Annotated in this window: 14 protein-coding genes; 8 read left to right on the top strand and 6 right to left on the bottom strand. The window is 45.9% G+C overall.

Annotation, left to right across the window (positions count from 1 at the left end; genetic code table 11):
- Position 1 precedes the first annotated feature (1 nt).
- The 5 genes from PL85_RS01065 to PL85_RS01045 are packed head-to-tail and all read left to right on the top strand — an operon-like array spanning position 2 to position 4,242.
- Complete coding sequence (locus PL85_RS01065) at positions 2-736, top strand: TenA family transcriptional regulator (protein WP_013856451.1); 735 nt, start codon at positions 2-4, stop codon at positions 734-736.
- Entirely contained in the window at positions 726-1,523 is a 798-nt protein-coding gene (locus tag PL85_RS01060) for an SDR family oxidoreductase (RefSeq protein WP_094123787.1), read from the top strand. The genes PL85_RS01065 and PL85_RS01060 overlap by 11 nt, the downstream gene beginning before the upstream one ends.
- Positions 1,524-1,559: 36 nt before the next feature.
- A complete protein-coding gene (locus PL85_RS01055; RefSeq protein ID WP_412766525.1) occupies positions 1,560-2,180 on the top strand; it encodes a tetratricopeptide repeat protein in 621 nt (206 codons plus the stop codon).
- 3 nt (positions 2,181-2,183) lie between these two features.
- Positions 2,184-2,840, top strand: a complete 657-nt coding sequence (locus PL85_RS01050) for a response regulator (RefSeq protein ID WP_115339135.1) — start codon at positions 2,184-2,186, stop codon at positions 2,838-2,840.
- Positions 2,830-4,242, top strand: a complete 1,413-nt coding sequence (locus tag PL85_RS01045) for a sensor histidine kinase (RefSeq protein ID WP_115339134.1) — start codon at positions 2,830-2,832, stop codon at positions 4,240-4,242. The genes PL85_RS01050 and PL85_RS01045 overlap by 11 nt, the downstream gene beginning before the upstream one ends.
- Before the next feature lie 29 nt (positions 4,243-4,271).
- Here the strand turns inward: PL85_RS01045 and PL85_RS01040 are convergent, their stop codons facing one another.
- Complete coding sequence (locus PL85_RS01040) at positions 4,272-5,909, bottom strand: phosphoethanolamine transferase (RefSeq protein ID WP_064625638.1); 1,638 nt, start codon at positions 5,907-5,909, stop codon at positions 4,272-4,274.
- A gap of 158 nt (positions 5,910-6,067) precedes the next feature.
- Entirely contained in the window at positions 6,068-6,511 is a 444-nt protein-coding gene (locus PL85_RS01035; RefSeq protein WP_115339133.1) for an Lrp/AsnC family transcriptional regulator, read from the bottom strand.
- 105 nt (positions 6,512-6,616) lie between these two features.
- Here PL85_RS01035 and PL85_RS01030 point away from each other — a divergent pair, with 105 nt between their 5' ends.
- A complete protein-coding gene (locus tag PL85_RS01030) occupies positions 6,617-7,201 on the top strand; it encodes a LysE family translocator (protein ID WP_115339132.1) in 585 nt (194 codons plus the stop codon).
- A 107-nt stretch (positions 7,202-7,308) separates the two neighbouring features.
- Here PL85_RS01030 and PL85_RS01025 read toward each other — a convergent pair whose 3' ends face one another.
- The 3 genes from PL85_RS01025 to PL85_RS01015 form a co-directional block, all read right to left on the bottom strand.
- Complete coding sequence (locus tag PL85_RS01025) at positions 7,309-8,967, bottom strand: putative transporter (RefSeq protein ID WP_064625634.1); 1,659 nt, start codon at positions 8,965-8,967, stop codon at positions 7,309-7,311.
- Positions 8,968-9,253: 286 nt separating this feature from the next.
- Entirely contained in the window at positions 9,254-9,955 is a 702-nt protein-coding gene (locus PL85_RS01020; RefSeq protein ID WP_115339131.1) for a response regulator transcription factor, read from the bottom strand.
- Entirely contained in the window at positions 9,952-11,547 is a 1,596-nt protein-coding gene (locus tag PL85_RS01015) for a sensor histidine kinase (RefSeq protein WP_115339130.1), read from the bottom strand. Before PL85_RS01015 ends, PL85_RS01020 begins: the two co-directional genes overlap by 4 nt.
- A gap of 176 nt (positions 11,548-11,723) precedes the next feature.
- Here PL85_RS01015 and PL85_RS01010 point away from each other — a divergent pair, with 176 nt between their 5' ends.
- Positions 11,724-12,290, top strand: a complete 567-nt coding sequence (locus tag PL85_RS01010; protein WP_088721199.1) for a phosphoribosyl-AMP cyclohydrolase — start codon at positions 11,724-11,726, stop codon at positions 12,288-12,290.
- Positions 12,291-12,359: 69 nt separating this feature from the next.
- Here the strand turns inward: PL85_RS01010 and PL85_RS01005 are convergent, their stop codons facing one another.
- Entirely contained in the window at positions 12,360-12,848 is a 489-nt protein-coding gene (locus PL85_RS01005) for a hypothetical protein (RefSeq protein ID WP_174223795.1), read from the bottom strand.
- A 321-nt stretch (positions 12,849-13,169) separates the two neighbouring features.
- On the opposite strand from PL85_RS01005, the gene PL85_RS01000 reads away from it, so the two are divergent.
- Positions 13,170-14,177: a substrate-binding domain-containing protein gene (locus tag PL85_RS01000; protein WP_026027817.1), complete on the top strand. Its 1,008-nt coding sequence runs from the start codon at positions 13,170-13,172 to the stop codon at positions 14,175-14,177.
- Positions 14,178-14,199: the final 22 nt, after the last annotated feature.

Raw genomic sequence — 14,199 nt, 5'->3', positions numbered from 1 at the left:
AATGAGCAAATTTTTCCATATTTTAAAAACACAAACTGAGCCAGCACAGCAGCAGATGTTGCAAGCTCCGGTATTTGATGCCTGCGCAAGAGGAGAGATCAGCCTAGAGATGTATATTCGTTTTCTCACTCAAGCTTATCACCATGTTAAACATACGGTGCCACTGCTGATGGCATGCGGCAGCCGCTTAGGCGATGAATATGAGTGGGTACGAACGGCGATTGCTGAGTACATCGATGAAGAAAAAGGCCACCAAGAGTGGATCTTGAACGATATTAAAGCGTGCGGTGGTGATGTGGACGCAGTGCGTCATAATGAGGGTGCAGGGCGGGTCAGCGCTTCCATCGAACTCATGGTGGCGTATCTCTATCACCAGATTGATCGCGCCAACCCGTTGAGTTTATTTGGCATGGTGTGGGTACTTGAAGGAACCAGTGTGGGTGTCGGTGGGAATATCGCACGGTTAGTCAAACAGCGTTTGGAGCTTCCTGATGCGGCGATGACTTATCTCACTTCGCACAGCGAACTTGACCAAGGGCACATCCGTTTTTTTGAATCGTTAATGAACAACATTCAGTGTGTATCCGATCAAGAGGCCATCATCCGCTCTGCAAACATGGTGTTTGATCTGTATGGGCAGATGCTGCGAGAACTACCGCTTCCTTGCGAGTCAATGGTGCATGCAGGTTCGCAAGATTTAGCTTCGCAAGGTGTAAGGTCGCAATATGGATCTTAATCATCAACATGTTTTACTCACCGGCGCTTCCGGTGGTATCGGGCAACGCATCGCATTGCTGCTTGCTAAGCAAGGAGCCAGTCTAGTTCTGGTGGCTCGAGATGGTCAAAAACTCGAGCAACTTCGGCAAACGCTACCCATGCCTGAGAAGCATCTGATTTTGAGTGCAGATTTAAGCACAGAGTCAGGAATAGAGCAGATCAACACCTTCATTCAGCGCTTTTTTATGGGCCAGAAACGAATCAGTGTGGTGATCAATAATGCGGGCATCAACCAGTTTCGCTTATTAGCCAGACGAACCGCAGTTTCAGTGCAACAGGAGCTGCATTTGAATTTACTTGCTCCAATGCAACTGACTCAATCGGCGATACATTGGTTGAATAAACCGGGGATTATTTTAAATATTGGCTCAAGTTTAGGGGCTATTGGTTACCCGGGTTATGCCACGTACTGCGCGACCAAAGCAGGGTTGCACCGTTTTAGTGAAGCGATGCAGCGTGAGCTTGAGGGGACGGGTATCAAGGTACTTTACCTAGCGCCGCGAGCGACCAATACCGAGCTGAATAATGACACGGTGAACCAGTTCAACCAAGCCGTAGGCAACCACTGTGATGAGCCAGAGGTTGTTGCCCAACATGTGCTTAGTATGCTCGAAAGCGAATCAACAACTCGCTGGATTGGCTGGCCTGAAAAAGTGTTGGTGCGATTAAATCAACTATGGCCAGCAGTGATTTCGTCGGCAATTAAAAAGCAGCAAGCGACCATTCTTGCCTTTTTGAACCGTTAAAGCGTGATAATTCAAGGAGAACAACATTTGAAAACTGTGTTTAAATGGGCCAGTGCATTGGTCATCTTTGCGGTAAGCACGACACCCGCTTTTGCGATCACTCCTTTAGCTCAGGTTCAATCTGATTGGGCCAAATGCCAATACAAAATGAAGTCGAGCGATGATCAAGAACGTTGTTTTGAGCGTGTCATTATGCGTAACACCTTAGAGATGCAATCAAGCAACAGTCCAGAACTCAAAGTGTGGCTTGCCATCAATAAATCCTCATTAGCGGGCGTAAAAGGTGGGTTGGGTGCGCTATCTTTAGTGAAAGAGGCGAAATTATTGTACGAAGAGGTTATCGATCAAGCGCCTAATACTTTAGATGGCTCGGCTTTTACAAGTTTAGGCACCTTATATTACAAAGTGCCCGGCTGGCCAGTGGCTTTTGGCGACGACGTTAAAGCGGAAGAGTTGCTGCAAAGAGCACTGCTGATTAACCCGACAGGAATTGATGCCAACTATTTTTACGGTGATTTTCTTGCCGAGCAAGGCAGAACCGATGAAGCAAGAAAGTACCTGTTACAAGCACAACAAGCACCAGCAAGGCCACAAAGAGCGCTTGCCGATGCTGGGCGTCAGCAAGAAATTGCTCTCTTGTTGGAGAATTTAAAATAACGTATGCGTTTATTATTAGTCGAAGATGACAAACAACTGGGCGAGTCAATGCAGGTGACGTTGACTCGCCAAGGTTATACGGTGGATTGGCTAGAAAAAGGTGGCGGCGTGGCGTGTGCGCTCAAAACTGAACAGTTTTCGGCGGTGATCTTGGATTTAACCTTACCGGATATGGATGGTCTTGAGGTGTTGCGCGGCATTAGAAACGCCGGTTATTCACTGCCTGTGATGATCTTAACGGCGCGTGATGATATTAGCGATCGCGTCAAAGGGTTAGATGGTGGAGCCGATGAATACATTGGCAAACCCTTTGCGCTAGAAGAGCTATTGGCACGTTTACGGCTTATCATTCGTCGCAGCTCGGGCAGCGCCGAGGCTCTGATTTCGATTGGTGATCTGAGCCTCTCTCTTTCCAAACAGGAGATTGAATATCGTCAGCAACCCCTCAAACTGACGCGCAATGAATATAAAATTCTCGCCAGTTTGATCACTCAAGCAGGGCGAGTGATGAGCAAAGAGCTATTGCAACAAGCGCTTCATGGCTGGGACGAAGGCAGCAGTGACAACGCTATCGAAGTTCACATTCATAACTTGCGTAAAAAAATGCCAGAAAATGTCATCAAAAATATCCGTGGTGTGGGGTATATGATTGAAAAATAAAAAAATCTTTTCGATTAAACGTCGTTTAACACAGTCGGCGGTATGGTTAAGCGGTGGCTTACTGCTCATTTCTCTTTATTTCAGTTTTTCTACTGCTCAACATGAAGTTGAGGAGGTGTACGATGCGCGCTTAGGTCAATCGGCAAAATTACTGTTGATGGCGACTTCTGTCTCTATAAAAGAAGGAGACAATGCCGATCTTCATCAACAGTTTGATCAGTGGATGCAAAGCATTGAACGTCTTTCGCAAGCCAACAAGGAGATGGCAACGCAGTATGGTCACCCTTATGAGCGGTACATTCTGTTTCAGTTTTATCGAGATGGTCAGTTGATGTACAGCTCCGATAGCCAGCAACCCGCTTTTAGCAGCAATGCCAGCAATAATGGATTTGGCAGCGTCACCATTGATGGCCAAACATGGCGCTATTTTCAGTTGTCGCAACCTCATCCTGATCACGGTTCGGAATACATTCTCGTTGCGGAAAAACAGAGTATTCGTGATGAAATGGTCAATGAAATTGCACTGTCGACCGCGTTGCCGCAATTGATCCTGATCCCATGCGTTATTTTGGTGCTGGTGATGCTTATTGGACGAAGTTTTAAACCACTGCAAGAGCTAAAATCGGCGATTGCCATTCGCAGTGTCCACAAGTTGGATCGAATTTACGTTACAGAACAAACCACCGAACTTTCACCATTAGTAGAGACACTCAACCAACTGTTGGCTCAATTAGAATTGGCTTGGCAGCGAGAGAAGCGTTTTACGCGTATGGCTGCTCATGAACTTAAAACGCCACTGACGGTATTGAGATTAAATGCCGAAAACGCGATGCTCAGCCAGAATGAGCAGCAACTGAAATATGATCTGGACATGATTCTTAAGGGTATTGAGCGTACTGACCGCCTTATTCATCAGTTGTTGATGTTAGCCAAAGTCGAAAGCACTATGGAGTTGTCATCACAAGCGGTCGATCTCTCAGTCTCTATTAAGCAAGTTATCGCAGACCTTGCGCCGTTAGCGTTAAAGCACGACCAACAATTGAGCTTTGAAGGGCAGAGTTTGTCGGTTCAAGGCGACGAGCTATTACTCGGCGTGTTGTTTAAAAACTTAATCGATAATGCGATGCGCTATTCTGGCGTACACAGCCACATTGATATTACGTTGCATGGCGATGATCAGTTTATTCAAGTGAATGTGACTGATAGCGGCCCCAACATCACGAACGAAGCCCGAGAAAAAATATTTGATAACTTTTATCGAGCTAACAGTGAAAAAGGCGATGGGGCAGGGCTTGGAATGTCGATTTGCCGTGATATCGCCGCGCTGCATAATGCCACCGTCGAGTTGCTGCCGAGACACAACGACAGCAACATCTTCAGGGTTTGTTTTCATCTAAGTTAACGGGTCTCTTCTGTTTTTATCCATACTCTTTAGCGGCATGGCGCAAAAATATCTTGCGCTTTCTCGTATGCATTGGTTGATACATCCATAATGCCAAGTAAAGAGTGAAAGAGATTACTGTGAGCATAGGGCTGAGTGGCTGTTTGACGTAAACAGGTTTTATTCACGCCTTTCGTACGGGCGAATCCGTCAGATAACCAGACTAAAAGCGGTACTTGAGTTTGATCATCGGGTGCTAGGCTGTACGGCATGCCATGTAAGAACAGTCCATTTTCTCCCAGCGATTCCCCATGGTCGGAGACATAAATCAATGCGGTGTTGTATTGCGCTTGCAGTGATTTTAGCTTTTCAATCAGCTGCGCCAAAACAAAATCTGTATAACGAATAGTGTTGTCGTAAGTATTCACTATCTGTTCAACGCTGCAATTTTCAATATCCGCTCTTGGGCAATCAGGTTGATATTTCGCCATGTCTTTAGGATAGCGCTTAAAGTAGGTTGGCCCGTGACTTCCAATAATGTGCATGAAAATCATTCGGTTACCAGTTTGGTTGGCAATTTCTTCATCTAAGTTGTCTAGCATTGTGACGTCATAACAAGTGCTGCCGTCACATCGGCCTTCTCGCGCAGTTTTATCCAGCTCTTTCTGCGGAATATTTTTCGCGACACCTTTATCTCCTCCATCATTTTCTTTCCATAAGAGGTCGACGCCTGCGCGCTGCAAGATATCGAGGACGTTGTCTTGGTTATCCGCTTTGGTACGATCAAAATTATGACGATCCATATTGGAAAATAAACAAGGTACAGAGACCGCTGTCGCAGTACCACAAGAGGCGACATCACTGAAAAATATAGGCTGATAAGGCGCGGTATAAGCATTGGTATCACGTGTGTAGCCGTAGTATTGGTAATTTTGTGCGCGAGCCGTTTCTCCTAGCACAAATAAGACTAAGGTTGGTTTTTCTGCATCACGGCTATGGGTAGTTTTCGGTTGCTGCTGCGCATCAGCGCCGATAATTTGATACACCACGGGCTCGGTAAAATAACGATCTTTCACAAGACCGTAAGCGCTATAGACAAAGTGAGTGGGGATGATCATTTTCTTGAGGTAACTATTGTTGCGCCCAACCGACGAATAGTTCTGATAATACAGCGCCGCAATAATGATGATGCCGAGTAAAGAGAGCAATATTGATAGCGCTTTATAGCCTAAAAAGCGGGAAATGGATTTTTCTACTTTAAGTGGCGAAAGCAGTAATAGAGCGGCAGGGAGGATGCCCAACGCTGAGATCCAGACAATGGAATAGAGACTGACATAAGAGCCTGCCTCACTGCTATTGGTTTCAACGACATTGATCAACATGTCTCGGTCGACAATCGTGCCGTAATTGTAACTCGCATAACTCACCACAGCAGAAAGGATGAGTAAGACCGCAAAAAAAGGTTTTAGAAAATAAGGCCACGCAAACAGTTGGAAAATAACGTTCAGCGCCAAAAAGAAAAAAATCGGTATTGAGAAGGCAAACCCCCAATTGAACTGCTCAGCAGCCGAAAAAATCTGTGCCAACTTGGCATAAATAGGAATGTTGAGTACCAAGCTGAAATAGAGAGCAAGCAACAAGGTAATACTTGCGTATGAGAAGCGAGGATTTTTCATTGTGGGTTCCATAACATACCGTGTGATGAGAAGATGTTATGGAACTTATAAAGATCTTTTCTTAATAAAGGCTTAAGAAATTCAATCGTTAGAATGAGATGAGTTTTTGGTAGTTACTTATCTTAGTACCTTGCGCACCTTGTCGAATGCTAAAAGTGATGGCGTAAATACTATTGCCGTTCGTCTTTAGGAGAGTCCATGACCACCATGGTGGTGATCGATTTCACCGTTAAACACTCACCAAGCACATCGGCGTGAAAACGTTTATAGGCGCTGAGATCTTTGGTTTCGACACGCAGCAAATATTCGTTCATCCCGGTAATGTTGTGGCATTCGACCACCTCCTTGGCGTAGCGCACATGTTCTTCGAAACTGAGCTGCGCTTTTTTCGTGTGGCTGTTTAAGCCAATTGCCACATAAGCGACAAACCCGACATCAAGTTGGGTTTTATTTAAGACCGCTCGATAGCCTTTAATGATCTGCTTACGCTCGAGATCCTGCACGCGGCGCAACGTGGCGGAGGGCGATAAGCCGATGCGTTCGGCTAGCTCGACATTCGAGACTCGGCCATTAAGTTGTAGCTCTTGCAATATTCTCTCGTCAAATCTGTCCATGGCTTATTTTTATTGCTCAATATTTGTGGTATTGACCAATATAAGCACAATATTGCCAGCCGATACCATTATTATTTGTTCATCATTATTAAATAGAGAAAGACGATGGATTACACACAATGGTGGCCACTGGTGGCTTTTGCTTTTGTTTCGACCTTTTCACCGGGTCCAAACAACATCATGCTGATGACATCCGGTGCGAATGTGGGCTTTATGCGCACTATTCCGCACATGCTTGGTGTAACGTTTGGTTTTAGCATTATGGTGCTATTGGTTGGCGTTGGGTTAACGGGTTTATTCCATCGTTATCCTATGTTGCAACAAGGTTTGCAAATTGCCTGCACCATTTATTTGGTCTATTTGGCGATAAAAATTGCGCTGAGTAACCCTTCGCAGGGAGAGAAGCAGTATCAACCGATGTCATTTTTTTCGGCTGTACTGTTTCAATGGGTCAATCCCAAAGGTTGGTCGATGGCGCTGACTGCGGTGAGTGTATTTAACCAAAGTGCGAGCTGGGCGCAGTTAATGCTGATTTCATTGGTGTTTGCTTTGGTGAACATTCCGTCGGTCAGTGTTTGGACTGCGGCGGGTAAACAGTTGAGCCACTGGATGAATCACCCAAGTTATGTCCGCTGGTTTAACGGCGCGATGGGCGCGTTGCTGCTACTGTCCGTTGTTCCTATGTTGTAGAGATTTGGTGAGACGTTGCTGTATGGGAGCATTATCAACGCAGCAAAAGAAAGTGGGTACTGAGCGACCCACTTTGTTTCTCTAGTTTGCCTGATATTAACCGTTCGCTATATTGCCCATAAAATTAACGCCAATATTTGCGGTGAGAGTATGCGCAGGCACATCACTAACGGATAGACAGTGGCGTATGCCAACGCAGAGGCGCCACTGCTTTCGTGCAGCGCATTTGCAAAAGCAAGGGCAGGTGGATCGGTCATCGAGCCTGCTAGCATGCCACAGATAGTGAGATAGTTAATATGGCCTAAAACACGAGCCAGTATTCCGACGGTGATCAATGGAATACCCGTGATCAACATGCCGTAGCCCATCCAACTGACGCCATCGCCTTGCACTAAGGTTTCAACAAAATTGCCCCCAGATTTTAACCCGACCACGGCTAAAAACAGCACAATACCAATTTCTCGCAGAGCAAGGTTCGCGCTGGGCGGCATAAACCAATACATTTTGCCAATGCTGCCGATACGCGCCAAAACCAGTGCGACAATCAGCGGTCCTCCAGCTAAGCCGAGCTTAATGGCGGCGGGGAATCCCGGTAGATAAAACGGAATAGATCCGAGTAATACCCCAAGTCCAATCCCAACGAAGACTGGTAGCATCTGCACATGCTGTAATTTTTGGTGCGCGTTACCGACCATGCCACTGACCGCTTCAATCGCTTCTTGACGCCCGACTAAATTGAGAATGTCGCCAAACTGCAAGGTAGATTGGCTGGTTGGGATAAGCTCAACCCCGGCACGGTTTAAACGCGAAACGACGACGTCGTATTTCTCTTTTAAATCCAGATCGCGCAGCTTTTTACCAAGCACAATCTCGTTGGTGACGACTAAGCGCTGTACTCGCAGCTCCGTGCCGCGTGTCGAAAGTGATGCATCGACCTCTTCGCCAATCACCAAGCGTGCTTTTTCTAACGCTTTTTTATCGCCGACCAGATGAAGCAAATCATTCACTTCAACTCGTGAATCGGGTTTGGGTACGGAAAGGTGTTCACCACGTTTGAGGCGCGAGCACACAATATCGCCATCACTGAGCGCGGGAATGTCTTTTAAGAGCAGGCCATTTAAGTTGGGGTTTTTAATCGCAACGTTAATGGTGTGCAAGCTCTCTTTTTTGTGGCCGTTGTGGATCTCAAACTCTTCGGCTTCGGCGTCAACATTGACACGAAAGGCAATTCTGAGCAGCCACATGGTAAGCAAAATACCGCATATGCCAAAGGGGTAAGCAATCGCATAACCCATACCCGTCAGGTCAAGCATGTTCTCTTGGCCACCTAACTCAGTCAGGATTTGTTGCCCCGCGCCTAATGATGGCGTATTGGTGACTGCACCGGAGAATACACCAAGAATAACGGGTAAAGGCACATCAAACAAATAGTAAAGCGCGACCGTCACCACACAGCCCAGCAACACAATCAGTGCGGCAAAGGCGTTGAGTTTTAGTCCTGAGCTTCGAAGTGAAGAGAAAAAACCGGGTCCGACTTGTATACCAATGGTGTACACAAATAGGATAAGGCCGAACTCTTGAATAAAATGCAACGTATTGTAGTCAAGAACCACCCCCCACATGCCTGTAAAGTGACCGACGAGAATGCCGCCAAACAGCACCCCGCCGATCCCTAAACCAACACCGTAGACGCGCCAATTCCCTATCCACAAACCCAGCACAGCTACCAGCGAGAGAATGCTGATAGAAAGTGCAATGTCACTCATGATGAGTCTCCTGAACAATTTAAAAACGGCTGGTGGGCAAGCTTAATGAACGGCAGGGGTAGGCGTAAGAACTCGGTTAGTGGTTATGTCTACAGCTGGAGGGTTCAAATACGGCATTGAGAAGTCACCTAGTGAAATGAACTCTCGATGTCGTTTTGTGGTTGCCCTGAACTTATGACCAGTAATACTGCAACGAGCTATAAATGTTAACTATAGGTATGCAAATTTGTGCACCGGAACGAATATTAAATTTCTCAGATAAGTAATTGTTAGATAAGAGTTAAATTTATCCATTTCCTGTGCGTTGCTCACCACTATTTTTATCGAGAAAATAGCCCATACCGCGTTTAGTTTTAATCAGTGCTGATGAGAAAGGGTCATCAATTTTTTTGCGTAGACGACGCATATACACATCGACTACGTTGGTTAGGGGATCTTGATGGAGGCCCCAAACATTAGCAAGAATCCGTTCTCGGCTAAAAATATGACCGGGTTTATGCATCAATAGCTCTAATATGGCGAGTTCTTTGGCGGTTAACTCAATGGTTTGTCCTGCCCGTGTTACGGTCATGGTTGATAAGCAGAGCGTTAAGTCTGCAATGTGCAGAGTGGGCATTGGCGCAGAGTCAGAATGTCGACGTTGCAGCGCATCTAGGCGAGCCAGTAACTCTTCAAAATGAAAAGGTTTTGCCAGATAATCATCCGCACCAATGCGTAGGCCCCGAACCCGTTCTTCAACTTCGCCCAGTGCAGAAAGCATCAAAATGCGCACATCAATACCGGCTTCACGTATTTGCTGACAAAGAGTTAATCCATCGGTGTGCGGAAGCATTCGATCTAAAATTAAAATATCGGGCTCGCCGCTTATGAGTGTTTCAAGTGCGTATTGCCCATCATTTAGTCGCTGAATGTGGTGACCTTCTGCTTTGAGCCCTCGCTCAATAAAGTTGGCAATTCTGGCATCATCTTCAATTAAAAGAATTCTCATAATTCTTCCTCTTCCAGTTCAAAGGTAAGTGTAACGGTTGTGCCTTGAGCCAGTTGGCTTTGGAATGCGATGGTTCCGTGTTGCTGTTGCACAATGTTATAAGCCAGCGTTAAACCAATCCCCAAGCCATCAGGGCGATAGCGTTTGCCGTTTTCGGACCGAAAATAGCGTTGGAAAATCTGTGCGAGGTCCTCTTGGTCAATGCCAATACCGTGATCTTGCAATTGAAGATGAAATTGCTGGGGCTCAACTAGCAGAGTGAGCGTAATAGGCTGGTGATGTGGATCATAGCGCAATGCATTATCGACGATAATTCGCACGGTCATCAGTAGCTTATCTAAATCAGTATGAAAGATCCGAGCTTGCCAGTTTGCCTGTTGTGGGTGAAGACATTCAAGTTGCACTTGATGCGCGTGAGTTAAAAGGGTGGCTTGTCTCGTCACCGACTGCCATAGACTCTCTAAGGTGATAGGGATAAGAGTCGGTTGGAACAGCTTTTCATCTTGACGGATAAGCAGCAATAAATCGTCGATCCGGTAGGAAAGGTGGGTTGCCGATTCATTGATACGCTGTAGCGTTTGTCGATACTCTTCATCACTATTTTGACGACTGCGAAGGGTAATTTGCGCTTCCCCTAAAATGGCCGTTGCGGGAGTACGCAATTCATGGCTGACGTTCGCAAAAAACTCTTTCTGCTGACGTTTAGCTTGCTCCAATGTTTCGAGTGCATTGGCGAGTTCTTGGGTGCGTGCGGTGACTTCTCGCTCAATGAGTTGACGCGAAGCGATCTCTTTTTGCTGCGCATTTTCAAGGCTTTGTGCCATGTAATTAAAATGCTGCGCTAGGGTTCTGAGCTCACTTGGCCCGCTGACCGATACTCGATGGTTAAGATGGCCTTGTTCTAAAGCTGAAGTGCTTTTTAGCAGTTCCGCTAACGGTTTGGATAAGGTGCGCAGTAACCAGCCTCCGAGTAGCAAGCCAAAGACTACCCCCAGTAATGATAAGGTTACAATGACATTTTCTACATCAGATAATGATTTCATCGCTGCCGCTTCATAGCGTGCAGTACGTTGCTTCTGTAGAGAAATAGCTTGATTTAGCAGCTGGCGTAGGTCGGTATTATCCACTTTATCAAAGGTGTCACTGAGTAAAAGCCAGCGATCATTATTGTCTGTGATTTTTGCTATTTCCCAGGAGCGAAGCGCTGTTTTTAATCGTCCAAAGTTAGTTTCAAAGAGAGAAATGACTTTGATTTGCTGAGTGATCTCGGCGAAGTCTTGGTTGGTGATACCGTGTTGTTGTGCTTGCTCGGTTAGCAAATAGAGCTCGCTGAGCAAATCTTCAATTTTTGAAAAGCGCATGTCTCGTTTGAGCGTGCTGCCATCTTTGGTCAATAAATATTCGGCAAGCCAAATTTTTAACTGCTGTTTTTCCGTGCTCAACTGCATAAAGCTTTGCAAGATTTGATTGGAGATCTGTCCGCGCTGAATGTGCTCATTAGCGACGTTATTTGACCATAAAGCGGTGCCAGCTTGGGCTAAGATTAGGGTGAGTAACAGAGCCAGTACGAGAGATAATTGATAACGAAACATAATGATCGCCGCATAAATTCAATAGATGAGCAGAGTAAGCGATCCGTTGGTATTGGGTAAAGAATATTCATCTGAAGTTAATCTAAGCGCATGCTTTAGGTTCATCGAGAGGCCGTAAATTACTCCCATCAACCACATTACTCCCATCAACTAGATAATTAGATAAGGTCTTCATCATGCAACGTACACATAAAAGAATTTCTATTTCAGCATTATTACTCTGCGGGTTGTTACCGCTGTCCGCTCAGGCTTCTGACTTATTGGTTAATAACAATATTAGCCATCAAGAGGTGCTTGATGCCCAGCAAGCTTGGGGAGAAGCGTTAATCAAGATAAGCCAGACTTATGAGCAAAAAGGTCATGCTGAAGCGAAGAAGTTGGCAAAGCAAGTATTAGACCAAGCGTATGGCTATCAACAAGGTGCGGTGCTTTTCAAACCTACGCTTGCCAGTGGGGAGCAAACCTTTCGTACAGAAGCGGACGGAGCACTATCGTATTTTGTCGGCAGTGATAAGCAATACCCACAAGATTCTGGCTTTGCACTAAAAGGTTGGAAGGAGTATAGCTTTGATAACGCAGCAGTCTACATCAACGGCGATGTGGCCTTAACCATGGGGCACGTTAAGCTCATCGACAATAAAGGAAAGCAAACCGTGGTGGATAAAAGCTGGGCATTTAAGAAAGATGAACAGGGCCAACTGCGAATTGTTCTGCACCATTCATCACTGCCTTTTCAACCTTAATTGAGGGGAAAGCTTTTAGATGTGGGTGATGGTAATACACCCACATCGCAGACCTTTCTGTTGTGCCAGTTAAACGCCAGCACGCTTGAGCAGGCCAGCCATCAGTGGCGAGCTTGAACGAACCTGTTTTGATTTGTTCTGTAATGTTTTAGCTAGCGTCGGGTTATCGATGCTTTTGGCAATGTAGGCCATTGAATGATAGAAATCTCCTGCGGATTTCATTTTATTGGCGTCATTTAATGGTGCTAACAACTGCACCATGGTTGTGCCACTCATTGCTTGTTGGGTGGCGTACTCTTGTACTGCATCGAGTAGAAGATCGAGATCGACCATCGCTTCGGCACTTTCCACACCATGTTTTTTCATCTCTTTGCGGTTACGTTTACGCATTTGCTTAATGACAAAGGCCGGTTTGTTGAGCTTTTTAAAAGCAAAGTAACCAAGAACGACTGCAAGCACGACACCGCCCGCCACATAACCCCAAATAGAACCGGAAGATTCAACAACAGGCTTTAGGGTTTCAACGGTATATTCAACGGTAGTGGGTGTATCAGACATTATTATTTCCTTAGAATGCAGCTTCAAAATCAGAAGCTATTAATTAATCTGGCAGGGGGAAAAGCGCCTTGCGATGAATCAAAGATCCATGAAAAGGAGAGCTTCTGCCTCACATTACTCTCTTTTTGGGGTGAGGAGGCAAGAAAGCAAGTCCATTTTAGGGATTATTAATGAGTTTGTTGATAATTGTGCGAGTTGGTCACACAAATTACGCCATTGCCTCTGTGTGTATGGGCTTAGCGAGGTGATATAAAGATTGAAATGCACAGTCGTCATGAGGTTTAATGTTACGGTAACATTCAGTTGGAAAACAGAATAAAAATGAGCAGTATGCAACGTAAAACTAGGCCTACCCTGCAAGATATCGCAGACCGCGTGGGGGTGACGAAAATGACCGTTTCCCGTTTTCTACGCGACCCCAACTCGGTCGCATTGGCAACCCAAGAAAAAATTGCCGCAGTGATTGAAGAATTAGGTTATATACAAAATCGCGCCCCGGCGATGTTGTCGAAATCGTCAAGTAAGGCGATTGGTATTCTTCTGCCTTCCTTGTCAAACCAAGTGTTTGCCAATTTAGTTCAAGGGATTGAGTCGGTAACCAAAGCAAGAGGTTACGATACACTTATTGCTCACTTTGGTTATAACGTGCAAGAAGAGGAGGAGAAAATTGCCTCGTTGCTGTCGTATCAAGTCGATGGTCTTATTTTGACCGAAACGCACCACTCCGAACGTACCATTCAAATGCTGAAAGCGGCGGGTGTGCCAGTGGTTGAAACGATGGAGCTGCCAGACAAGCCGATCAATATGGCGGTGGGGTTGGATCACGAACAGGCCTCGTATCATGTGGTGACGCAGATGATTGATAGTGGCAAACAGCATATTGCCTATCTCGGTGCGCGTCTTGATACTCGAACGCAGTTGCGGATGAATGGCTATGATCGTGCAATGCAAGATGCAGGCTTAACCGCAGTTCATATCCTAACTCAAGAGCATTCAAGTTTTACTCTCGGCGGTGATTTACTCGAACAAGCCCTAGAAGAGAGGCCAGAGATTAACGGCATCTTCTGTACTAATGATGACATTGCAATTGGTGCCATGATGAAGTGTGCACATCGAGGGCTGAAGATTCCTCAAGATATTGCAATCGTGGGGTATAACGCGCTCGATATAGGTCAAGCGATTTCGCCAAAGCTAACCAGCGTAGAAACGCCTCGGTTTGAGATTGGCAAGAAAAGCGCTGAGCTATTATTGTCCGCACTGGCTGGTGAAGTGATTGAGCAGAAAGTGTTCGACTTAGGCTTTAGTGTCACCGATGGCGAGAGCCTGTAGTCAGCTTGTTATTCAGCCATTG

Origin of the sequence: Vibrio anguillarum, assembly GCF_001989995.2 — a bacterium.
In the GTDB taxonomy this organism is placed as follows: Bacteria; Pseudomonadota; Gammaproteobacteria; order Enterobacterales; family Vibrionaceae; genus Vibrio; species Vibrio anguillarum.
This window is presented reverse-complemented; position numbering and strand designations above follow the sequence as displayed.

Bases quoted from the DNA above. Each gene is read 5' to 3' on its own strand.
- PL85_RS01065 (WP_013856451.1), top strand. From the start codon at position 2: ATGAGCAAATTTTTCCATATTTTAAAAACACAAACTGAGCCAGCACAG.
- PL85_RS01060 (WP_094123787.1), top strand. From the start codon at position 726: ATGGATCTTAATCATCAACATGTTTTACTCACCGGCGCTTCCGGTGGT.
- PL85_RS01050 (WP_115339135.1), top strand. From the start codon at position 2,184: ATGCGTTTATTATTAGTCGAAGATGACAAACAACTGGGCGAGTCAATG.
- PL85_RS01040 (WP_064625638.1), bottom strand. From the start codon at position 5,909: ATGGAACCCACAATGAAAAATCCTCGCTTCTCATACGCAAGTATTACC.
- PL85_RS01035 (WP_115339133.1), bottom strand. From the start codon at position 6,511: ATGGACAGATTTGACGAGAGAATATTGCAAGAGCTACAACTTAATGGC.
- PL85_RS01030 (WP_115339132.1), top strand. From the start codon at position 6,617: ATGGATTACACACAATGGTGGCCACTGGTGGCTTTTGCTTTTGTTTCG.
- PL85_RS01025 (WP_064625634.1), bottom strand. From the start codon at position 8,967: ATGAGTGACATTGCACTTTCTATCAGCATTCTCTCGCTGGTAGCTGTG.
- PL85_RS01020 (WP_115339131.1), bottom strand. From the start codon at position 9,955: ATGAGAATTCTTTTAATTGAAGATGATGCCAGAATTGCCAACTTTATT.
- PL85_RS01015 (WP_115339130.1), bottom strand. From the start codon at position 11,547: ATGTTTCGTTATCAATTATCTCTCGTACTGGCTCTGTTACTCACCCTA.
- PL85_RS01010 (WP_088721199.1), top strand. From the start codon at position 11,724: ATGCAACGTACACATAAAAGAATTTCTATTTCAGCATTATTACTCTGC.
- PL85_RS01005 (WP_174223795.1), bottom strand. From the start codon at position 12,848: ATGTCTGATACACCCACTACCGTTGAATATACCGTTGAAACCCTAAAG.
- PL85_RS01000 (WP_026027817.1), top strand. From the start codon at position 13,170: ATGAGCAGTATGCAACGTAAAACTAGGCCTACCCTGCAAGATATCGCA.